Consider the following 23013-nt stretch of genomic DNA (forward strand, 5'->3'; position numbering starts at 1 on the left):
CGATGCCCGATGCCCAATGCCCAATGCCCCATGCCCAATGCCCCATGCCCCATGCCCAATGCCCGATGCCCAATGCCCGATGCCCAATGCCCGATGCCCAATTCCTAATTTTTACTTTTTTTCTAGCAACCAATAAGTCATCATATCCCCCTTACCTTTTACCGGAATCACGCCTCGCCTCTCAAACAAATACTTATCTTTCAAAAGCTCATAAGTAACATCAGTAACTTGAATTCTGCCGGCATTCCCCGTAGCTTCCATCCTCGCCGCTACATTCACCGTATCTCCCCACAAATCATAGGTGAACTTGCTCACACCAATTACTCCCGCCACCACCGGCCCGGAATTGATGCCGACGCGAATTGCCAGTTTTTCCCCTGTGTCGGCGGACAACTTTGCTATTTTTGCCTGCATTCCCAGGGCCATTTGGGCGATCGCCTCGGCGTGGTCATCTCTCGGCCTAGGCAATCCCCCGACTACCATGTAAGCATCGCCAATAGTCTTAATTTTCTCCACACCGTACTTTTCTGCTAACTGGTCGAAGTGGGAAAAAATCACGTTCAAGCGCTTTACCAACTCCGTCGGAGACATTCTAGCAGACAACTCTGTAAAGCCAACAATATCAGCAAATAAAACACTTACGTCGGCAAAACTGTCGGCGATCGTACTTTGCTGCGCCTTCAAGCGTTCTGCTATTGGTTTGGGCAAAATATTTAACAGCAACTTCTCGCTTTGTTCCTGTTGAACTTTGAGCGCTTCTTGCGCTAATTTTCGCTCTGTAATGTCAGAAACAGTACCCTCATAGTAGAGCAGCTCACCTTTTGCATCTCGAACAGCCCGGACATTTTCTGACACCCAAATCCGGCGCCCGTCTTTGCGGCATACCATAGATTCAAACCCAGAAACGGCATTGTCAGCCTCCATAGCAGCCACGAATTCGAGGCGGCGTGCCTGGTTAACGTACAGTTGCTGAGAAATATTTGTAATGTCGGACATCAATTCTTGTGGCGAGTCGTAACCGTACAATTTTGCCAAAGCTGGATTAGCGCTGATATAGCCTCCTGAAGGTGTGCTTTGAAAAATGCCTGCAATCGCATTTTCTACAATGCTGTGATATTTCTCTTGAGCAATGCGCAGCAATTCTTCTGCTTGTTTGCGCTGAATCAAAGAACCTAATTGAGTGGCGACTGCATTAAAAATGTCTATAAATCGCGCGTCTTTCCGACAAGGCAAAATTTTAAAAAAAACTAGCACTGCCAATACTTCATCGCCTACCAAAATCGGCACGCCAAAACCCGCTTTAAATCCGACTTCTAGTGCTATTTGACTTTGGAGAAAATCCGGGTAGCCCTGGGAAATATCTTCTACCCATTCCGGTTGCTTGGATGCCCAAACTCGTCCCGGTAGCCCTATATTCATGGCAAAGGTCAGCTTTTCGCTTTGGCTGCGGAACGAATCCATCCTCGCGTTGCTGGCATACCAGCCCGGGGCAGATTGCAGCACACTTCCTTCTGCATCGGGAATCCAAGCTTCTCCTACATCCCATCCGATTGTTTCGCCAACTTGGTGCAGAATTACTTCTAAAGCTGAGTGAAAGTCTACAGCTTCGCCGATCGCCCGCGTAGTTTCCAGCAAAAACCGGATTGATTCTTCAGCCCGCTGCCGTTCTGCGATTTCTTCCTGCAATCTAGAATTGCGATCGTGCAGTTCCCTAGCTTGCAGTTGCAGTTGGGATTGCAGCAAACGAAGGGAAAGTTGGTTTTGGACGCGGGCTAAGACTTCTTCTATTTGAAACGGCTTAGTAATATAATCTACTCCTCCTACTTCAAAAGCTTTAACTTTTTCCATCACGTCATCTAGCGCACTAATAAAAATTACCGGAATATCTTTAGTTCTTTCACTTAACTTTAACTTCTCACAAACTTGATAGCCGTTCATTTTCGGCATATTAATATCTAGTAAAATTAGATCCGGAGGAGATATTTCCGCCCCTTGCAGAGCCAGTTGTCCGTTAATAGCCTTTCTGACATGATACCCGTAACAGGTCAGCATAGTGGATAAAAGTCGCAAGTTGTCCGGCATATCGTCAACGATCAGAATGTCTTTAGGTTCCGCTGGTAATGGAATGTCGTTCATCATAATATAATTGAGTTAAATCTATAATGATATCTATCCGAAAATTTTCGACTAAATCTGTTAAAGCCTTAGCAAGATTTGCCTTAGTTTCGGGAATTTGCTCGATGAGTTCGAGGATGCGGTTGTCGTCAACGCAAAGTGCTGCTCGGTGCAACTCGATTACCCAGTCTGTGGGCATTACACTCAAATCCTCGGTGGTCAAACTTTTAAGCAGCGTCGGTGCTGAAAAAGAAGTAGAGGAGTTTTCTTCCTCATAAATATAACGCAGGTTCAGGTGATGCGCTATCTTTTCAAAGAGTACCTCTTCCCGAAACGGTTTACAGATCAAATCGTTACAACCAGCAGACAAAATTATCTGCCGCTGCTCGTCAAAAGCACTAGCCGTCAGGGCAATAATTATTGTTTCTCTACCTTCTAGAGTTTGCTTGATCTGTCTTGTCGCTTCGTACCCATCCATCACTGGCATCAGCATATCCATTAATATCAGGTGCGGCTTCCAAGTTGACTGCAAAGCAATTCCTTCTTGACCGTTAGTTGCTTCGCGGACTTCAAATCCCAGCGGTACGAGGAGCTTAACCAGCAGTTGGCGATTTTCCGCTACATCTTCAACTATTAATATCCGATAAGTTTGTTGTTCGGCTTCTAAAGCAATAACTTGTTTAACCGCCGATTTTTCTGGTTCGTCACTTTCAGTTACTAACTTAACGTAGATATTAAATCTGAAAGTTGTGCCTTTATCGATTTGACTTTCAACAGCAATATCACCTCCCATAATCCGGACAAACTGTTGGCTGATCGGCAATCCGAGACCAGTTCCCTGCATTGATTTCCGACCTGTTTCGGTTTGTACGAATGGCTTGAATAATGTGGAGATTTCCGAGGGAGAAATGCCTGGTCCAGTGTCGGCAATTTCAAAATACAATTGGGATTTGTTTTCTTCTGTGGCGTTTTTTTCTACTTGGCTGCTGACGCGCAAAGTAACGGTTCCCTGTTGAGTAAATTTAATCGCATTGCCGAGCAGGTTAATTAAAACTTGCCGCAATTTAGCTTCGTCTGTTTGAATGTACTCCGGCAAATAGTCGGTAGTTTCAAAAATTAGGCCCAAACCTTGTGAGTTGGCTTTTAGCTCCAGCATTTCTTTAAGACTGTTGAGAAGGTTGTAGAGATTGAAGCGGCTTTCATTGATTGTAATTTGACCTGCTTCTATTTTGGACATTGACAAAACATCATTGATCAGTTCCAGCAAATGTTCGCCGCTGCGGTTGATAATTTCTATGTATTCTTTTTGTTCTTCCGTGATAGAACTATTGCGAGCCATGACTTGAGAAAAACCGAGAATGGCGTTGAGAGGCGTGCGGAGTTCGTGGCTCATGGCAGCGAGAAATTGGCTTTTAGCGCGGTTGGCAACTTCGGCGTTTTCTTTAGATTTCATCAGTTCCATTGACTGCCTTTGAGTGCGGGCGAGCAATTCCGCTTGCTGTAATGCTACTCCTAGCTGAGTGCTTACATCAACTGCAACGTTGATTTCAGCTTCGCTCCACTGGCGGGGAGCTGAATTTTGATAGGATGCTAGTAATCCCCAGAGCTTTTTGCCGCAAAAAATTGGCACAATAATGTAGGATTTAGCTTGAAATTTTTCTAGCAATTGGATGTAACAATTATCGAAGCCCTGCTTGTAAATGTCTGGGACACAAAGGTAAGGTTTACCTCGGCTGTAGGCTCCGCCTTTGGTTTCTTGCAAATAGGTATCGCATACTTGTGAGGTGCTATCTAAGTTTGGGACGACGCAAAGTTCGCTGTCTAAAGCGCCTTCAGTAAGGTGAGAATCGATCTTCTGTTCTTGGATGAAAGAAACCCACTTGGGGTCACGGGATTCGGCTACAAATTCGCCACTCCAGTCTGGATTGAAACGGTAAATGGCGACTCGATCGCACTTCATGGTTTGGCGCAATTCTCGGGTTGTGGTCTGAAAAATTTTTCGGATATCTAAAGTCTGCCGCATTCTTTCAATGATGCGGGCGATCGCTCTTTGTCGTAAAGCACTTTCTTGCAATTCGGTTTCTGCTTGCTTGCGTTCGGTAATATCTACAGCCATTAATGCAATGCCGATCGCTGTACCGTTATCGTCAATTAGCTGAGTATTGTACCACTCGCAGGTGATAATTCTGCCGTCTTTGGTCATATTTTCGGAAGTGCCGCTGGATTTGGCGTTCGGGCCGTGATTGAAAATCTCAGATACTTGCTGGTTGTAGCTTTCAGGTACGATAAAATCGGAGGCGACTCTCCCTTTCGCGAATTGCTCACTGTAGCCAAAAATAGCAACGGCCGCGCGATTCCAAGTGATAATTTCTAAATTGAGGTTTAACTCGATAACTGCGATCGGCGTTTGCTGCAATAAAAATGAGATTCTTTGCTGCGATGCTAGCAGTTTCTCGTCGGCTAATTTGCGGTCTGTAATGTCATTAGCCGTGCCAAGAACTTGTTTGGGTTTACCATCAGTTGTTCTGAGAAATACTGTATCCCAACTGTGCATCCACCGCCATTCACGGTTTTTGTGTTTCATTCGGTATTGACATTCAATGACATCGCCGTCTTTGGCTTGATCCAATTTTTGAAGCCTTGCCAAAAAGTCTGACAAATCCTCGGGGTTGAGCAGCGTTGACATGATTGCTGGACCCATATCTTCTATTTCTCGGGCGGTGTATCCGAGCATCGTCGAAATTTGTCGGTTGCTGTAGACATTCCGCTGTTCAATTACATCGTAAACGTACAATAAGTTGGGATTGAAATCGGCGATCGCTTGAATGAAGTGCTGGCTTTCTCTGAGGGCGGCTTCGGTTTGTTTGCGAAGGCTAATATCTCGCCCTACGATAATCACTGAATCTGGAGTAAGCGGAGAAACCTTAGCGTCGATGCAAACTTCGCGATCTGCGAGATTCAAGCTATATTCAACATTGATGCTTTGCTTCGTTTTTAGAACTTGTTGGAGGGTATTTAATACCAAATCTGCCACAGGTTCCGGCAAGACTTCGTGGGCGGTTTTGTTAATCATCTCGCTTGGAGGTTTCACCAAAAGCGCCGTTGCTGTCGGGGCGATTTTGATGCAGCGCCCTTCTACATTTCTCACTAAAACTGTGTCAGTCATGGCGGCAAAAATAGCCCGCAATTCTGTTTCAGATTCTTGCAGAGCTTGCTCAGCGCCGATGCGGGTGCGGATTTCTGCTTGCAGCAGTTTATTTTGCCGATCAAGCTGCACAAGCCGGTTTTTTTCTCGATCGATCAGTTTAGCTTGAGCGATGGCAATCCCTACTTGAGCGGCCACAGCTTCTAACAAGTCGATTTCATCGTTAGTCCATGAACGGTAGCGATCGCACTGGTGCAAAAAGATAGCGCCGTTTGCCCGGCCTTGGTAAGAAGTGCGAATTGCCAGCATCGATTTCAACCCAACCTTGTGGCAAATCGGTTGAACAGCTTGCAAAAGAGGGTCTGAGTAAACATTGTTGGAGGCGATCGCCAGATCTTCTATCATCATTTGTACGATGTGAGGATTGCCCCAAATTGGAATGGGTACGTTCCCAATAGATTCGCACTCGGGTTCGATATACTCCGCCGCCAGAGGAATATCGACTTGGGGGGTAGTAACGTAAGTATGAATCAAACAGCGATTGACGCAGAATGCCAGACCGATTTGAGTTGCAGCTATTTGAAATATTTGTTGGGGCTGCAAGCTTGAGCGAATTTCTTGAGTTATTTTTGCAATCAGTAATTCTCGCTGAATTTGCCGTTCTAAAGCAGCTTTGGCGGAGGCCGTTTCTATTTCTGCTTGCTTGCGATCGCTGATATCAAAAAGTACGCCATACCAAACTATATCCCCATTGTCGCGAATTTCTGGTCGAGAATTAGATTGCAGCCATTTGAGTTTACCCGACGGCGTAACAATCCGCCATTCCCAGGCCAAAGGTTCTAAACTTCGAGCGCTAGCAGCAATTTGTTCTTCCAGATATTGTCGATCCTCTGGATGATTTTGAGCGAAGCACAAGTGAGGATTTTTAAATATCTCCTCACTCTCTAATTCGTAAATCTCCCGACAAGCAGAACTAATATATTCAAATTTGAAACTTCCCTCGGACTTCATTATAAATTGATAAATAACTCCCGGTATATTGACCGCCAATTTCTGGAACCGCCCTTGGCTTTCCCGGAGGGATTTTTCTGTCCGCTTGCGAAATTCTACCTCTCGTTGCAGTTGGGCATTCTGCTGTTTTAATTGTTTCGATAGCTGTTGTATAGTCAATTGACTTTCTATCCGCGCTAAAACTTCTTCCACTTGAAAAGGCTTAGTAATGTAGTCAGCACCGCCGACTTCAAAAGCTTTGACTTTGTGAGAAATTTCATTATAAACGCTCAAGAAAATCACCGGAATTTCCCGAGTTCTTTCGTTACCCTTCAGTCTTTCGCAGACTTCGTAGCCGTTCATTTTGGGCATGGCAATATCTAGCAAAATCAAGTCTGGGAGAACGGTAAAATTAGCATTTACCGCCATTTCTCCCGAAACTGCCCCCTGAACTTTATACCCTTCTTTGGTCAAAATACTTGATATTAACCGGAGGTTGTCAGGCAGATTATCAATAATTAAAATGTGAATCCTTTCTTTTTCAACTATCATCTTTTGTCTTGCCCTTCTGAATTTTCTAGTGCTAGCAGCAGATTAATGATTTAATAGGTATAGGGATTCTCTTCCCGCTAAAATCATTCATCAAACCTTTTTAACCTCAGCAAACAGAGGATTAATTTTAGAGATTAGCCAGCGACTAACGCACCTTATATTCGTCCAACTTTTTGGCTGCTTGTCTTAAGTTCGTCACTCAAATCAACCGCATTTTTGTCATATTTTATTGCAAAAATAAATCTCATTATTCGCTGCAAAAATTAAGTAGACCGAAAAAAAATCAGGACTTAGGCACTCCCGACCACAGAAACCGGTTTTTTTTAACTCTGTTCAAGGGCTCCGACAAAGTATTTTCGTACCCAAAACCCGGTTGATGCGTCCAGGACTGTTTTTTGGTTGACTTTAGGGTTAAAAGTCCCTGGAGGATCACGCAAGCTTCTTGACATTGTGCTGCCACCTTACCTTCAAAGGGTTTTAGCAGAGATACAGCCTGCTACGGTGGCCAGACGCGAAGCAACCGGATTTTTACTGTTACCCCGGGCTGCAACGCGTCTTTTCGTGAAAAAACCTGGTTGTTTCGGACCCGCGCGTCAGTCTTAAGATATTTATAGGTAACTAAGAGTATAGATCGACCAGCCCGCACTTAATGCCAACTGTATCAACTCTTTTCTCGGTCTTTTTTATGCCAGCAATTCCTTAAGTTTAGCAATATTTTCATCGCTGAGGGAGATTTTAATTTCCAGTTCTCGGTCAGCCTCCCACAGCAGCAAAATATTATCTTCCCCCAAGGCGATTTCGGGATTGTTCAATTCAAGTGTTTGATATTTAATTTCGGGAAATCCTATGCAAATTACCATTTCTGATTCTAACTGAGGATAGATGTACAATTGCTGTAGCAGGTTGTCTAGTTCTAGTTTCTGAACAGTGTTGTGACGTTGGACAGGAGAACCGCGTTTGTACCAATAGAGAGTATCCTCACGGATTTCTGGATTGATTATCACAAATGTTTCGTCAAAACGCTGGGGGTGCCAGTGAATTTCGCTGAGACCGCCGATTTGCGGAATCAGTCGCTCTACCCAGCTAATTTCTTTGCCGTTGAGGTTTCCCCACCACTGACTGATATTATCGAGGCTGTCAGCATTTTCGGGGTTGTTGCTGCCGGGCTGCCAGACTGTTTTTAGTGGTTGCATATAATACAGGTTCTCCAGAGATTTAAATTTGAGATTGCAGGCTTTCCATTGGTGATTCATTCGTTCTACAATAATCTTAATGGACTTACCAATTATTTACCACGACGATTACGTTGCACCCCTGCCACCGGATCACCGCTTCCCGATGGCAAAGTTTCGGATGCTTTACCAGATGCTGCTCGCGGACGGGGTAGCAGATAAATCGCAATTTCACACTCCCGAACTTGGGCCTCAAGAATGGATTGAATTAGTCCACGACCACCGCTACGTTCAAGCTTACTGCAACGGGACGCTCGATGACAAAGCGATGCGGCGAATTGGTTTGCCTTGGAGTCGGGCCCTTGCTAATCGCACTTGCACTGCGGTTGCAGGGACGGTACTAACTGCCAAGCTCGCTTTAGAATGCGGTTTGGCTTGCAATACAGCAGGCGGAACTCATCACGCTTTTCCTGCTTTTGGGTCGGGTTTTTGTATTTTTAATGATTTGGCGATCGCCTCTCGCGTTTTGCAAAAAATAGGTTTAGTTCGCAAAGTTTTAATTGTCGATTTAGACGTGCACCAAGGAGACGGAACCGCTGTAATTTTCCAAGATGACAGCAGCGTTTTTACTTTCTCGATGCACTGCGAGGTTAATTTTCCCGGGACTAAACAAAAGGGCGATTTAGATGTACCTTTGCCTGTCGGTATGGAGGACGACGAATATTTACAAACATTGGATAAATTTTTACCAGATTTGCTTTCAAATGTCAAGCCAGATTTAGTTTTGTACGATGCCGGAGTAGATCCTCATCATGGTGACAAACTGGGAAAATTAGCTTTAACTGATACGGGGTTATTTCGCCGGGAAATGCAAGTTTTATCTACTTGTTTGGCCGGGGGTTATCCAGTGGCCTGTGTGATTGGGGGTGGCTATTCCGATGACATGAATGGGTTAGTTTATCGACATTCGCTTCTGCACCGAGCTGCAAGCCAAGCCTACAGGCAGTACCGACTTTGATGCAGAGCGGCGAGATTTAAAATTGACTTCAGTATTGTGGGCGATATGATTGCGTGTTTAGGGTGTCAATTAATACTAAAAGCTGGCTAAAGTGGCATTAAAATAAATAGCCCGCATTCAATCGTAGTGTATTGTATGGACTCCAATTCCTTAAATATCGGAGAAGATGGGGCTAAAGAACCGACTTTGATGCCGATCGACAATCGCTACCTGCTCGTCGTCCACATCAAATGCTCCTGCGACTCCAAACGCAGCAGGTATCTCGATTTAATGTGGGCTAAAGACCTAACCGAACAATTCAAGTATTTGAAAAACTTCACGCTAGCATCTCCGTGCGTGCGAGAAACCCCCCCAGAAAATACAATAGAGGTGGATTCGGAAACATCATTTGCTGATGCTAAATTTATTGACCTTCCCTCCGCAAATAGCGAAAGCCAAAGCAATATTGCTGCTGCCGGCAACGGTTGCCCAACTTTGGGGGGCGATCGCATCTTCAGATATCGTACAAAGCGGCGTAGCAAGCTGGCCGATTCCGATGGCATGGTTAGTGATGCCAATAGTCCTGATACAACGGAAACCATACCTGGTCTTAGTCGAGTCCGCACCGTGGCGGCTGCTACCGGGCACCCCTGCCAGCATTAAAGCCAAAATTAAAGCTTACATATACGAAACATTGAATCGCTGGTCCATCAACAGCGCCGACTTGACAATCTTTAGCCAGGCAGAATACCAGCAAAGTTTATTAACAAAACGACACAAACAAAGTCACATAATTCATGCTTCGTGGATAGATGAAGAAAATATTATTTCCGAAGCAGACGCGACAAAAATATGGCACGAAAAACTATCTGCCTCGCCCAAACAACTAAAAATTCTATTTGCGGGCAGATTGCATCCAAATAAAGGCCTGTTACTGCTCCTAGAAGCAATGAAAATCTTGGACGAGGAAAACATTGCCGTCAAGCTGGACAGACTAGGTGAAGGCGAACTGTTAAGCAACTGCCAAGCAGCCCGTAAGGCGATGCAAAAATCGGTACAGATCGAACTTTTGAGAACTATAGCAATCCTTGCAGGAGTCATAAATTTTTTACCCCACCCCAGCCCTCCCCGAAGCCGCGGTCCGGGAGTAAGAAATTCACAAATGATTTAGGATTGCTATATTCCTTACTGCAGAGAATTCTTCGGGCGGCTGCAACAATAATATCATGCTGTTGTTCCAGCACCTCAGACGAACAGCCCAGAATAGTATACGATGCTGATTCCCAGACCGTATCGGTACTGGCCAACCACACAGCCGGACTCCGGGACTGCATTGAAAACGGCATCACAGGCTTGATCGCTAATTGCAAGGACCCCGTTGCTTTAGCAAACTTGCTCAAACAGTCGGGAAAAAACTTGAACCTACTTCAAAATATGGGCATGGCAGGTCTGAAATATGCTCGCAGCCTGACTCACGAAGAAATGCACCGGCAGCGGTGGCAGCTTTTGTTAATTATGGTGGACCAATCAAAAAAGTAGGCGATACCTGCACTCCGGGCGATCGCTCCAGCTTGCTAGATCGGTACAACTTGAGTTAAAAAGTTGTTAAACAAACAACCGCACTTATGTCCAATTCCAGCGATCCCAATCACCCGTATCCACTGCTGGTTGTCATTGTTAACTACCGAACCTCTAGTTTGACAATTGACTGCTTGCGCTCTCTAGTTAGCGAAGTGCAATCGCTGCCCGGTATGCGGGTTGCAGTTGCCGACAATGCTTCAGGCGACAGTTCTACCGAACAAATACCAGCCGCGATCGCCTCAGAAGGCTGGAGTGAATGGGCATCCTTCGTTCCCCTAGACCGCAACGGCGGATTTGCCTTCGGCAACAACGCCCTCATCCGTCCCGTCTTGCAATCCCCCAATCCCCCCCCTTACTTCCTGCTGCTCAACCCCGACACTATAGTTCGCCCCGGCGCCCTCAAAGCCCTCGTCGATTTCATGGAAACTCATCCCGACGCCGGCATCGCCGGCAGCCGCTTGGAAGATCCCGACGGTACTCCCCAGGAGTCAGCCTTTCGGTTTCACACCCTAGCCAGCGAGTTCGATTTCGGCTGGCGTCTTGGCCCTTTGTCGAAGTTATTGAAAAACTGGGCCGCAGTGCCTCCCCTTTCCCAAGAAATCTGCCAAACTGATTGGGTAGCTGGAGCCAGCATGATCGTTCGTCGCGAAGTATTTGAAAAGATTGGCTTGATGGATGAAGCTTATTTCATGTACTGCGAAGAAATGGACTTTTGCCTGCAAGCGAACAAAGCTGGCTGGAGTTGCTGGTATGTACCTGAAAGTCGTGTTGTCCACTTAGTCGGCCAAAGCTCAGGCGTCACCGACACCAAAGCAGCCCCCAAGCGGATGCCGACCTATTGGTTTGATTCCCGGCGACGCTACTTTATCAAGAACTATGGCTTTCTCTACACAGCCTTAACTGATGTATGCTGGGCTTCGGGTTTTGCTGCGTGGAGGGTGCGCCGCGCAGTGCAAGGCAAGCCAGACCGGGATCCGCCAAACTACCTCAAGGATTTCCTGCTCAATAGTGTATTTTTCAAAGGAGGTGAGATTGAAAAATCCAAAAATTATTAAGGGATTTTTGTAAACAAGTCTAAGCTCGCTCAAGAGTCGTGTTAATTATAACCAGTAAAGCATTACCTGAGGTAGGAAAACAATTGGTATTTTTCATAAAAGGAACTGGGTTCATCCTTCAATAAAAACCAAAAAAACAGCCGCTTATTGCCTAGTTCTAGAAAGAGATAAAACAAGACAGAATGTTGAGTAAAGCTTATGGTAACGCAGCCAAACTTAATAACAAGTGAAAATCAAGTAGAAGCTCCTGCACTAGGACTGTGGCAGCAAATTAAAGAAGACTGGATTGCTCATGGTCGGGATTGGACAAAACCGGGATTTCGTGCCGTAGCAGTTCAACGCTTCGGTGTCTGGAGAATGAAAGTTGAACCGAAGCTACTGCGCGCTCCGTTGAGCATTCTGTACAGATCGCTCTACCGCAAAATCCGCAATACTTACGGGATAGACTTGCCGTACACTGTGAAGCTCGGCCGCCGGGTGGTGATTGAACATCAGAGTGCTATTATCATCCACGGATATTGTACGATCGGCGACGACTGCATTATCCGCCAAGGCGTAACCCTGGGAAACCGCTATTTGGAAAAACCGCTAGAATCGCCTCAATTGGGCGATCGGGTGAACGTCGGCGCCGACGCAAAAATCCTCGGCAAAGTGTACCTGGGAGACGATGTAAATATCGGCGCCAATGCGGTAGTTTTATCAGATGTTCCTGCAGGCAAAACAGCAGTGGGCATCCCCGCCAAGATTCTTGCATCTACTAATAACCACGAAAATGCTTAAATCAACCGTTCAGAAAATCCTCCGCCACCTTGCCATGCCATGCGGCAAGTTCTCCCGCCTCTACACCAAATTCTGCCACCCCAGTACCGAAGAATACACCGAATTTCTCCGCCGCCACGGCAACTTGTACGCGATCGGCTCTAATTGCAGCATCCTGCCCAGCATTGTCTTTACAGAGCCCGCCTACGTCGGCATCGGCAACAACGTCCACTTCTCCTCCTGTACCCTGATTGGCCACGACGGCTCGATCGCCATGCTCAACCGAGCTTACAACGTTAAACTAGATTCCCTAGGCAAGATAGACATCCGCGAGAAAGTATTTATCGGCTACGGGGCGATCATCCTCCCCAAAGTCACCATCAGCTCAAATGCGATCGTCGGCGCTGATGCAGTCGTCACCAAAGATGTCGCCGAGGGCGATATAGTTGCCGCCGTCCCCGCCAGACCGATCGGCTGCGTCGAAGACTTAGTGAAAAAATTGCAAGCCCAAACTCAAAGGCTGCCCTGGGCCGATTTAATTAACAGCCGCGAGGGCGGCTTCGACCCCGTAATCGAACCCCAGCTCGTACAGTTGCGAGTTCGCACTTCTACAGCAAGACACCAACTTCAACTGTGGCGCGATCGGCGACTTTGCGACAACCAACTTTTAACAAATAACGCTTGAATTTTAGATGGAAAATTCAATTAAAACAAACAGAGCGCTTAGGGTGAACTTTCTCTGTTCTCTCAAGCCAGTTAACTGTGTGGAGATGCAAGCAATCTCCCTACTCAGATTAGAGAATCATCTTAAGGTAAACTGCACAAATAGGCACAATTATCTACATCATCAAAAAAATGCACAAACCATGGTTTAGTCAATCACTAAGCCAAGGGTTTCTGCTGCCGAAGCAGACTGGAGCAGCAAACAAGCTGGCAAGAGGTGGGAGCCTAGCCCCTAACTGTTCAAATCTATCCGCAACTATCAAAAGTGGCTGCCGCAGGGTGGGATTTTAGGCTATTTTTTATGCCGTTTGAACATCATTCAGTATCAATTCTGGAGCGTTGTAACTGCAACAGACATCCCTTTAAACTGCCAAATACAAGGAGGACTGCTGCTGCCTCATCCTAATGGCATTGTCATTCATCCAAGTGCTTCCATTGGCCCTAATTGCCTGATTTTTCAACAGGTGACAATTATGGCTGATGTCACAATCGGCGGTCACGTCGATATTGGTGCAGGAGCGAAAATAATTCGCTCCGTAACTATCGGCGATCATGCTTTGATTGGTGCCAATGCTGTGGTGATTTGTGATGTGCCACCAGGTGCAACGGCGGTGGGAATACCGACAAAAATAATCGAAAAAAAAAACCAGGAAGTCTGAAAAATAATTTCTAGAAGTCGCAGAAAAATAAAATTAGCTCGACTTTTATTAAAGTATAAAAGGAACTGCTCAGTAGTCGAATACAAGAGGTAAAAATTGAAACAAATTGGATTAGTGGCGATCGGACGCAATGAAGGCTCACGGCTTCGCAAGTGTTTAATCGAGGCGATCAGACAAGTTGCCTGGGTCGTCTATGTCGATTCTGGCTCAACAGACGGTAGCCTAGAGTTAGCCCGGTCGATCGGAGCCGATACAGTTGAACTCGACTTATCTATACCCTTTACCGCAGCACGCGCCAGAAATGAAGGCTTTGCCCGCTTGCTGCAATTAGTTCCAGACATCGAATTTGTCCAATTTGTAGACGGCGACTGCGAAATCGTTGACGGATGGATCGATCGCGCTGAGAGCGAACTCGCCGCCAAACCCGACGTAGCAGCAGTATGCGGTCGCAGGCGTGAACGATACCCCGAAGCCAGCATCTACAACCAATTGTGCGACATCGAGTGGGATACCCCGGTCGGCGAATCCAAAGCCTGCGGTGGCGATTTCATGATCCGGGCCTGGGCCTTTCAGCAAGTCGAGGGTTTCAATCCTGCACTAATAGCCGGCGAAGAACCAGAAATGTGCGTGCGGTTGCGCCAAAAAGGTTGGAAAATCCTCCGCTTAGATGCAGAAATGACCATGCACGACGCGCAAATGACCAGTTTCGCTCAGTGGTGGAAACGCGCTCAAAGAGCGGGTTACGCCTACGCCGAGGGTTCCTGGATGCACGGAAGCAAACCGGATCGCCATTGGGTCAAAGAAACCCGAAGCGCCTGGCTGTGGGGATTAGTCCTACCAGCGCTAGCCTTGGCAATGGCATTGCCGACAGAAGGCTGGAGCCTGTTACTATTGAGTGGCTACCCCTTAGCAACCTATCGCATATATAACTATTATCTAAAGCATCGGGATATCACAACTAAAGACGCTGCCATCTACGCTGTGTCTTGCGTATTAGCCAAATTTCCCCACCTACAAGGTCAAATCCAGTTTCACCAGCGCCGATTGCTGGGCCAGCAGAGCAAGCTAATCGAATACAAAACAACCAACTCTATTAATTCAGCAAGCTAGAATTACAGCTAACGGCCGACAAAGTGCATCCCTCCTTAGCAAACAAATGAGTAATAAAAAATTAAAACTTTTACTAATTGTAGAGCAGTGCAATCCTGACTGGGCATCTGTACCTTTGGTGGGCTACAAGTATTTTCGAGGAATTAACAATTTAGTTGATGCAACACTCGTTACCCATATTAGAAATAAACAAGCTCTTGAAAAACGCCCCGAATACGAAAAATTTTTCTACCTGGAGGCAGGAAAATCCAGCAAACAATATTATAAAAGGGTCGAAAAATTTACGGCAAATGGAGGAGTAAATTGGTCTCTTTATAAGGCCTTTATCAACCCAATTTATGAAAAAAAGTTTAATCAGCAAGTCTCTCAAAAATTACCAGGAAAAATCCTCAACAGAGATTATGACATAGTTCATGCAATTACCCCGATGATGCCACGTTATCCGTCTAAGGTAGTCAGTGTGTGTCAGCCGACTCCTTTTATTCTAGGGCCTCTGAATGGGGGCATCCCCTTTCCACCGGGGTTTCAAGAAACGACCCGACAAGAATTTGCTCAATTCAACTTTTTGAGAGCAGTGGGGCGAGCATTAATTCGAGGTTATGTAGAAACATACAAAAAAGCCGATAAAATCTTAGCAGGTTCAACATATACTTTAAATATGCTAAAAGATTTGTTTGCAATCCCTGACCAAAAAATTGATTTGTTCTACGAAAATGGCATTTCTGAGGATTTTTTAAATCAGACAAATATCTCCCATAAAGATGTCAGCCATATCAATCTTCTTTTTGTGGGAAGATTAGTTCCTTACAAATGCGCAGATATAGTCATAGAGTCTATTGGAAAATTAGACTCTGCAATTAAAAGTAAAATACGCTTAACAATAGTAGGAGATGGCTCAGAAAGAAATAACTTGGAAAACAAAGTGAAGGAGCTTAATTTAGGTGAAATAGTAAGCTTTGCCGGATGGGTCAATCAACAAGAAACTGTGGATTATTACAGAAAATCAAATATTTTTTTCGTTCAGAGAATTTGGCGGAGCAGTGGTAATCGAAGCTATGGCTTGCGGACTGCCCTGTATTGTGGCCAACAACGGCGGTATTGGGGAATATGTAACTGAAGAAACAGGTTTTAAGATCGAGCCAAGTTCTAGAGAGTATCTTACCCAAGAATTAACAAACAAAATAAAAATTCTGGTGGAAGATGATAAGCTGCGGAAAAGTATGTCATCTCAAGCGATCGAAAGAGCCAAAGAGTTTGAATGGGATCGAAAGGCAGAAAAAATTGTTGAAATTTACCAAAAAACGATCGGCGAGAAAGCCCGGACGCTGACGGAGAACAAATAAGCCTCCTGTCGCTCTAAAAATACGGTGCGAGTCCAGACAGATCCAACTTAGTATAAACTTTTATAAAGCCCGTATAGAGATGTAAACTGACAGCTAAAAACAAATTTGCCTCGTCTTAGTGACAGATGTTTTAATCTAGAGAAAAGCACAGCAAATCAAGGCTGAAATCCCATGAAAATTGGCTACCTAATTCCCGAGTTCCCCGGACAAACTCATATCTGGATGTGGCGCGAAATCTGCCACATGAGAGAGTGGGGAACTCAAATTCAGATGTTTTCTACAAGGCTTCCATCTCCAGAATCCCAAGCCAGGCACGCCTTTGCTTCCTCAGCGGCAGCAGAAACCTTTTACCTGTGGCCGCAGAGTAAATCCTATATATTGGGGGCGTTATTGTGGGCGCTGTTTGCAAGACCGATCGGTTTTTGGCAAGCTATTTGGCTGAGCTTAACGCTAAACGTTGAAGAACGTCCCCGGTGGCGTTCTACACTGCCGCTAGTATTGCCTGCTTGCATCTTAGCCCGCGAAGCTGTTGCTCTCAAGATCGACCACCTCCACAGCCACAGTTGCTCTAGGGCGGCAATTCTGGCGATGATGCTCAAGCGGCTGACTGGCATTCCTTATTCTCTGACCTTGAATGCGAATATCGATTGGTGGGGCGGGGCGATGGCCGAAAAAATGGCAGATGCCCAATTCACGATCGCCATTACGGAATGGTTGCTTGAGGAGATTCGGCGGGACTATCCCAATTTGCGGCAGGATCAGGCAATTCTCGGTCGCATCGGTGTGGATACCAAAAAGTGGACGCCGGAGCAAAAAGCTGTGAAGGGAGAGCTGGAAGTATTTCAAATTATTACTGTCGGCCGCTTACACTCTAGCAAAGGTCACGATGTGCTGATTCGGGCGATCAAAACACTTGTCGATGCGGGTCGGAATGTTAAGTTGACAGTTATAGGAGCAGGGCCAGAACGCCAGGATCTGGAATCTCTAGTGGGGGAACTCGGTTTGTCTAATTTAGTTGAGTTGGCAGGCTCGGTATCTGAAGATCGGATTATTGAGTACATGAAGCAATCCGATATCTTCGTACTTGCGAGTCACGCGGAGCCACTCGGGGTGGCGTACATGGAAGCAATGGCAATGGAAGTTCCGACGATAGGAACTAATGCCGGAGGCGTTCCTGAAATTATAACCGACGGTCGCGACGGCTTGCTGGTGTCGCCTGGAGACGAGCAATCGCTGGCACAGGCGATTTCGCGCCTGATGGAAAATTCCGACTTGCGAGTCCAATTGGCCCGCTGCGGTCGTGGGACGGTCGTAGAGCGCTTTGACAGCCGCATCGGTGCAGCTACCCTCTATCAAAAGCTTTTCGGTACCCTACCCAAAGACAGCCAACACCTGAATTAGTTTTGAATAGTGAGTCAATTCACTTGCCAACTAAAAACGGGTTAACCCCGTATTGAGGTTAACCCGGGAGCTTGGGAACGAGCAGATCAATTAGTTTTGCACTACCAGCTTGACGTTGGCGTTTTGCAAACCGCGCTGCTTGACTGCTGCCAAGGTCTTGTTAACTGCATACTTCTGGTTGATGGAGTTGATTAACTCAGTTTGATTGTGCTTTTTGGCGACGCCCCAGAGGTCGGCAATCAGGTCAAAGGAACCATCACTATTGCGAGACCAACCCAGGTCATATTCGCCTTCCAGAATCGCCACGATGTCGGAGCGAACGCGCTGACCATTATAACCACGAACATCAGCTTCTGACTTGACTGAAATGCCCAAGTCGCGCAGCGATGCTTTCAGGATTTCGGCATCGGTGATTTTGGTACGCAGAGTGCTAAAGTGAGACATTGGATTTCCTCCTAATAAAACTGAGAGAGAAACAACAACGGTCTGGATTTAACGGTGCCGCTGGGCGGCTCTTCAATCGAACTGCTAGCTGTTGCTAGCCTTTGCTCCTGTTTGGACCAGGAGAAAGCTTTTAGAATTCCATTCGCTGGTATTCAGCGACGGAAGACGCAGCGGGCCGTGCACGCTGTCTAGCCCAATCTCGCAGGGCGGTGACCTGTTCGGTCATTGTTTTAGACAGTGGCATTGTGGATTTAATGGCCGCGATGATGTCGAGCTGCGTAAACTCTCGATCTTGAGCGAAGGCTTCGTACATGGCTGCTACTAGCGCTTGCTCAATCTCTGCACCTGAAAAGCCGTCGGAAACATTGGAAAGTTGCTCTAAATCGAAGCGAGTAATTTCCCGACGCCGCTTTGAGAGGTGAATCTTAAATATATCTTGGCGTTCTTCTTTGGTAGGCAGGTCAACAAAGAAGAGTTCGTCGAACCGACCTTTCCTCAAGAATTCTCCCGGCAACCGCTCGATTCGGTTGGCTGTTGCCATTACGAAGACTGGGGAAGTCTTTTCTTGCATCCAAGTGAGGAAGGAACCGAAAATCCGGCTGGAGGTGCCTCCGTCTGAGTCGGCCGAACCAGTGCCTCCTGCAAAGGCTTTGTCTAGTTCGTCGATGAAGAGGATGGCTGGAGAGATGGATTCTGCTGTTTTGAGGGCGTTGCGGAGGTTGGCTTCTGATCGACCCACCATCGAGCCGTCGTAGACTCTACCCATATCTAGCCTCAGCAGGGGCAGTCCCCAGAGGCGGGAGGTGGTCTTGGCAATCAGCGATTTTCCGCATCCCGGTACGCCGAGAATTAACATCCCTTTTGGTTGGGGCAGACCGTATTCTCTCGCCCTTTCTGTAAAGGCGTTGGAACGCTGCCTGAGCCACCTTTTGAGCTCTTCTAAACCCCCCACTGCATCCAGGGTTTCGTCTTCTTCTATGAACTCTAGAATGCCGTTGCGCCGAATTAATTGCTTTTTCTCCGACAGAACGATGTCTACTTCTTCTTCTGTTAGCCGCCCAGTAGAAACTTGGGCTTTGCGATAAACTTTTTCAGCTTCGTCCTTGGTCAATCCCAAGGCTGCTTTTAAAAGTTTTTCTCGCGCTTCTGTGGTAATGCGTCGCGATTTCGTTTGCTCCAACTGACCAGACAATACTTGGTTGAGTTCCTTCATGTCTGGGAGCGCGAAGTCTAATACCACTACTTCCTTTTCTAGCTCGATCGGAATTTGCTGCAAAGGAGACATCAGTATAATTGTCTTTTGCGTTCCTTTGAAGTTGGCGATCGCATCGCGCAACCACCTCGTTACCGGAGGAGAATCTATAAAAGGATGCAGATCTTTGAAAATGTAGATGCTAGCGTTACTGTTGGGTTCTCGCTGCCTGATCACCCATTCAATTGCTGCCTCTGGCGAGACGGTGTTGTGCTGGGTGGTGGTGCGGGGTTGACCGTACTCCACAATGCCGTGAGTTACAGTCCAGATAAATACTCGTCGCTGTGGTTTGGCTTGAGCTATTGTCGATATTGCTTGCTCACACCGCTCTTCCTCGGATGTCACGAGGTAGATCAGAGGATATTGAGCTTGGATTAGAATACTGATCTCTTCTTGCATAGTCCTCGACCCACTAGAGACGGTGCTATCTTTGCTGAATCTCAATGCTGCCCTTGGCCCTGTTACTGAAAATTTCAGTTCTAGCTTTTTGGGGAAGCAAGGCATTCTTAGCAGGGAACCAATTCTTCCTCTCCCGGTTTGGCCGTGCTGGCACTGACGCCCGACACCTGCTTTACTGGAAGCTCCTGCTCAGCCAATACGCTTGGCTGACTTGTTATCGATGCCAGTTCTCCATCTCGCATTACTACTGAACCCGTGCATTCTGGACAGTTGTATACCCGATGGGTTTGTCCGTAGGAGGCTTCTACTTCGTCAACCAGTTCGGGATTTCCTAGGTAGAAGACAATTGCCCTTTCTGCAATTGATGACATCGGTTCTGTTTCGACTGCGGCTCGGATTTTGAGCTGGCGATGCAGTTCTGGTGGAAGATACAATGTAACTTTTTGCTTTTCTTGCATATGACAGTGAATTGACTTACCCGGGTATGTATATCAGATTAGCCGCTTCATTCTTTGCTGTCAAGCCTCTATGCTGCTTTAGCGTCATCTTGTAATATTTCGTTACACTTGACGTAACTCTGGGGCAGTTAACAACGGAAAAGTTAGGGGTGTAGCTGATGAGGTTGAGGTGCAGCGGCAGGTATGGGTAGCGTCAAGGACGATCGACCAACTATAAATATGAACAATAGATATATATAGCCTTTCTCAGAAAGATGAGGTACTCATGGGCATAGGGCATAGGGCATAGGGCATAGGGCATAGGGCATAGGGCATACCTCACTTTTCTGAGAACCGCTATAGAACCCATTTGGGATCTCTGAGGAGATGGTAAGATCAAGAATAAATGCCGTACTCCAGCAGCTTAACCGACGAAGAGTGGAAACTCATCGAACCCTTACTGCCCCAGAAGAAGCAAACAAAACCACCGCGTTGGACAAAGCGAATATCCAAACTTCAAAATAAAAACAAAGACTTTGGTTGATTTGTTTACGGCCTAATGGCGACCAGTTACTTCTGTAAGAAGACAAAAGATAGTAATTAGATTACGGAGATTCTAAATAACCCATGCAAATAGATCAGGTCATTGAAACGTATAATTATGGAGCCGCAAATTACGATGTAATTATGCAACGCTACTGGCATGTAGAGCGTGAACCTTTCATCAATTCTTTAAACCTAAATTCCGGGCAGACTGTACTGGATGCAGCAGTGGGAACGGGGCTGAATCTTCCAGCATATCCTCCCTACGTGCATGTGACGGGAGTTGACCTTTCTGAGGGTATGTTGGATGAGGCGCGTAAAAAATATGTATCTGCTAATGTCACCCTAAAAGTGGCAGATTTGCAAAATCTTGATTTTCCAGATAATAGCTTTGATGCAGCAGCATCAGGATTTACCCTTTGTGTGGTTGACGATCCCGTTCGTGCCCTTCAAGAAATTTTGCGGGTGACTAAGCAGAACACACTCATTGCTATTCTCGATTATTGTAAATCCCGAAACCCAGAAGTTCAAAAATGGCAAGAATTAATTAAAGATGCAGCATTAAACCTAGGCTTTCCAACCGGAAAAATTAAGTGGAATGCACTGATGGATTATGACGAATTAATTTATGGCAGTAATCTTCCCATTGAGGTGCTTCAAGACAACCGGATAGAAAGCTCAAACCCTTTTTGTTGTGGTTGCCAACTGCTTATAAGAAACTTGAAAAATTAGCAGTCACAGCATTGAGTTGTTCAAAAAATATGGAAAAAAGCTATCCTCTATTACTAATGAGCAACTTAATGCAGCAAAAGAACTTTATTCAACCATAAATGATAATACTCGCGTTCGTTTTGCGAGGATTATGTCATCTCCAACTCTAATATTATCGGGCTTGTATATTTAGCCTGCTCGCTCTTGATGGAAAAGGGAGTGAGATGGAAATATCTATGCAACCGGACATAATATCGAACCATCCTTATCACGCTTACAGTAGAAACGAAAGCATGTCAATCGAAACGATAAGCTGTATTCCTAAGCTGCCAGACCCCGTATCTTGTAGTACCGAGTTTGCCCGCCATCTCCATGATGCGCTTCTTAAAGTAGGGGCGGCTTATATCCCTGTAGCTGGGTTGATTGAAGACAGCCACTTGTTAAGCAGCTTGCAGTCCTTATTTGCCCTAGATGAGGTACAAAAGCGATCGATTGCTAAACAACTTCCTTCACCCTGGCAGGGGGTATATATTGCCTTGGGTGAAGAGCAACTGGCTGATGGGCAGGAAGACTACAAAGAAGTACTCGATATTAATTTAGAGAACGGCACTTACGCTCAATGGATCGAGCGACGACAGCAGAGTAATGGGCATACTAGCACCTCCACTCCTGTTAATGTTAAGGATTTTCTCAGTAATAGTGAAGACCTGGCAAAAATTATCCAGTCGTTGTGTCATATCTTTAAGATATTGCAGGAACAAGCGAATCATGTCCTAGCTGCCCTAGAAACCATTTATCAGCAACTTCCAGATAGCCTTGTAAAGCAACATGGTGAAAACAGTACATTACGGTTGCTGCATTACCCTTCTGCCTCTCACTTGAGTCTCGGTACTACCCGCCTGGGAGCACATCAAGACTACTCTGGCATTACCCTGCTTTGGCAAGATTCTACAGGGGGACTAGAAATTTTGACTCCTCAGCAGGAATGGATTGGTATTGATATTCCCTCAGGTTATATTGGAATAATTGCAAGTGAATTAATGCAACGATGGAGTGGAGAAACGCTTCATGGTGCTCCTCATCGCGTTCAGATTACTAATGTCCAGCAAGCTCATATGGCACGCTACTCGATCGCGTTTTTCTGCGAGACTAACCACGATTGTATAGTCTATCCAAGAGCATTGATCGCTGGTACAAACACAAGTATTGAAAATCCCATTGCTATTAAAAATTTTTTAAGCAATAAATATGACCAAATTCTAATAAACTTAGATTTATAGAATCGTTATTAGTAAGCATCCTTCGACATTTTTTATAACGATTCTCACTCATACTGATGAAACCTTTATTATACCATTTCCCTAAAAATATGCTATAATAACAAGGAGATTTTGAGGACTTTTGCATGAAAGTAAATTACCCTGAAAGAATTGATTTAAGCCTTGGGGAATTAAAAATAATTTTGTCGGAGCAACGAACTATAGCGGGAGCATGTCACTTTTGCAGTGAGCAATTATACTCATGCAGGTTTTCCCTGATTACCAATTAAGCCGTTTAAGTAAGCACAACGATGAGCTAATACTTGTCCCACATGTTCTGATTTCCAACTCGCTCCTGATATTTTA

General features: G+C 45.8%; 18 protein-coding genes and 1 pseudogene. 13 read left to right on the top strand and 6 right to left on the bottom strand.

Going from position 1 to position 23013, the window contains the following annotated elements; genetic code table 11:
* Nucleotides 1-111 precede the first annotated feature (111 nt).
* The 3 genes from ACUVJL_RS01810 to ACUVJL_RS01820 all read right to left on the bottom strand — a co-directional run bounded on the left by ACUVJL_RS01810 (nt 112) and on the right by ACUVJL_RS01820 (nt 7995).
* Nucleotides 112-2139, bottom strand: coding sequence for an adenylate/guanylate cyclase domain-containing protein (locus ACUVJL_RS01810; RefSeq protein ID WP_445244281.1), 2028 nt, complete (start codon nt 2137-2139; stop codon nt 112-114).
* Complete coding sequence (locus ACUVJL_RS01815; RefSeq protein ID WP_445244282.1) at nt 2105-6802, bottom strand: response regulator; 4698 nt, start codon at nt 6800-6802, stop codon at nt 2105-2107. Before ACUVJL_RS01815 ends, ACUVJL_RS01810 begins: the two co-directional genes overlap by 35 nt.
* 683 nt (nt 6803-7485) lie before the next feature.
* The gene (locus ACUVJL_RS01820; protein ID WP_445244283.1) at nt 7486-7995 is read right to left on the bottom strand and encodes a hypothetical protein; all 510 of its coding nucleotides are present in this window, start codon (nt 7993-7995) and stop codon (nt 7486-7488) included.
* 79 nt (nt 7996-8074) lie between these two features.
* Between ACUVJL_RS01820 and ACUVJL_RS01825 the strand changes: the two genes are divergently transcribed.
* From ACUVJL_RS01825 to ACUVJL_RS01875, 11 genes and pseudogenes are all read left to right on the top strand, one after another.
* Complete coding sequence (locus ACUVJL_RS01825; protein ID WP_445244284.1) at nt 8075-8992, top strand: histone deacetylase family protein; 918 nt, start codon at nt 8075-8077, stop codon at nt 8990-8992.
* A gap of 135 nt (nt 8993-9127) precedes the next feature.
* Entirely contained in the window at nt 9128-9634 is a 507-nt protein-coding gene (locus ACUVJL_RS01830; RefSeq protein ID WP_445244285.1) for a hypothetical protein, read from the top strand.
* Between the two features lie 31 nt (nt 9635-9665).
* The gene (locus tag ACUVJL_RS01835; RefSeq protein WP_445244286.1) at nt 9666-10142 is read left to right on the top strand and encodes a glycosyltransferase; all 477 of its coding nucleotides are present in this window, start codon (nt 9666-9668) and stop codon (nt 10140-10142) included.
* Nucleotides 10143-10144: 2 nt separating this feature from the next.
* Nucleotides 10145-10510, top strand: coding sequence for a glycosyltransferase (locus tag ACUVJL_RS01840; RefSeq protein ID WP_445244287.1), 366 nt, complete (start codon nt 10145-10147; stop codon nt 10508-10510).
* Between the two features lie 86 nt (nt 10511-10596).
* Nucleotides 10597-11607, top strand: a complete 1011-nt coding sequence (locus tag ACUVJL_RS01845; RefSeq protein ID WP_445244288.1) for a glycosyltransferase family 2 protein — start codon at nt 10597-10599, stop codon at nt 11605-11607.
* A gap of 198 nt (nt 11608-11805) precedes the next feature.
* A complete protein-coding gene (locus ACUVJL_RS01850) occupies nt 11806-12387 on the top strand; it encodes a serine O-acetyltransferase (RefSeq protein WP_445244289.1) in 582 nt (193 codons plus the stop codon).
* Entirely contained in the window at nt 12380-13051 is a 672-nt protein-coding gene (locus ACUVJL_RS01855) for an acyltransferase (protein WP_445244290.1), read from the top strand. Before ACUVJL_RS01850 ends, ACUVJL_RS01855 begins: the two co-directional genes overlap by 8 nt.
* Before the next feature lie 346 nt (nt 13052-13397).
* Entirely contained in the window at nt 13398-13748 is a 351-nt protein-coding gene (locus tag ACUVJL_RS01860) for a serine O-acetyltransferase (protein ID WP_445244291.1), read from the top strand.
* A 96-nt stretch (nt 13749-13844) separates the two neighbouring features.
* On the top strand, nt 13845-14858 hold the full coding sequence (locus ACUVJL_RS01865; RefSeq protein WP_445244292.1) for a glycosyltransferase family 2 protein: 1014 nt from the start codon (nt 13845-13847) through the stop codon (nt 14856-14858).
* A gap of 658 nt (nt 14859-15516) precedes the next feature.
* A pseudogene (locus ACUVJL_RS01870) lies at nt 15517-16201 on the top strand (glycosyltransferase family 4 protein).
* A gap of 171 nt (nt 16202-16372) precedes the next feature.
* The gene (locus tag ACUVJL_RS01875) at nt 16373-17602 is read left to right on the top strand and encodes a glycosyltransferase family 4 protein (RefSeq protein WP_445244293.1); all 1230 of its coding nucleotides are present in this window, start codon (nt 16373-16375) and stop codon (nt 17600-17602) included.
* Nucleotides 17603-17692: 90 nt separating this feature from the next.
* Here ACUVJL_RS01875 and ACUVJL_RS01880 read toward each other — a convergent pair whose 3' ends face one another.
* The 3 genes from ACUVJL_RS01880 to ACUVJL_RS01890 form a co-directional block, all read right to left on the bottom strand.
* Nucleotides 17693-18046 (bottom strand): DUF1257 domain-containing protein, encoded by a 354-nt coding sequence (locus tag ACUVJL_RS01880; RefSeq protein WP_006635781.1) that lies wholly within the window; start codon nt 18044-18046, stop codon nt 17693-17695.
* A gap of 130 nt (nt 18047-18176) precedes the next feature.
* Nucleotides 18177-19697: a stress-responsive protein Ycf46 gene (ycf46, locus tag ACUVJL_RS01885; RefSeq protein ID WP_172188738.1), complete on the bottom strand. Its 1521-nt coding sequence runs from the start codon at nt 19695-19697 to the stop codon at nt 18177-18179.
* Between the two features lie 107 nt (nt 19698-19804).
* Nucleotides 19805-20155, bottom strand: a complete 351-nt coding sequence (locus ACUVJL_RS01890; protein WP_190737673.1) for a hypothetical protein — start codon at nt 20153-20155, stop codon at nt 19805-19807.
* A 606-nt stretch (nt 20156-20761) separates the two neighbouring features.
* Here ACUVJL_RS01890 and ACUVJL_RS01895 point away from each other — a divergent pair.
* On the top strand, nt 20762-21409 hold the full coding sequence (locus tag ACUVJL_RS01895; protein WP_445244294.1) for a class I SAM-dependent methyltransferase: 648 nt from the start codon (nt 20762-20764) through the stop codon (nt 21407-21409).
* Nucleotides 21410-21681: 272 nt separating this feature from the next.
* Nucleotides 21682-22668, top strand: a complete 987-nt coding sequence (locus ACUVJL_RS01900; protein ID WP_445244295.1) for a 2OG-Fe(II) oxygenase family protein — start codon at nt 21682-21684, stop codon at nt 22666-22668.
* The last annotated feature ends 345 nt before the right edge of the window (nt 22669-23013 follow it).

Origin of the sequence: Microcoleus sp. OTE_8_concoct_300 (assembly GCF_031383065.1) — a bacterium.
In the GTDB taxonomy this organism is placed as follows: Bacteria; Cyanobacteriota; Cyanobacteriia; order Cyanobacteriales; family Microcoleaceae; genus Microcoleus.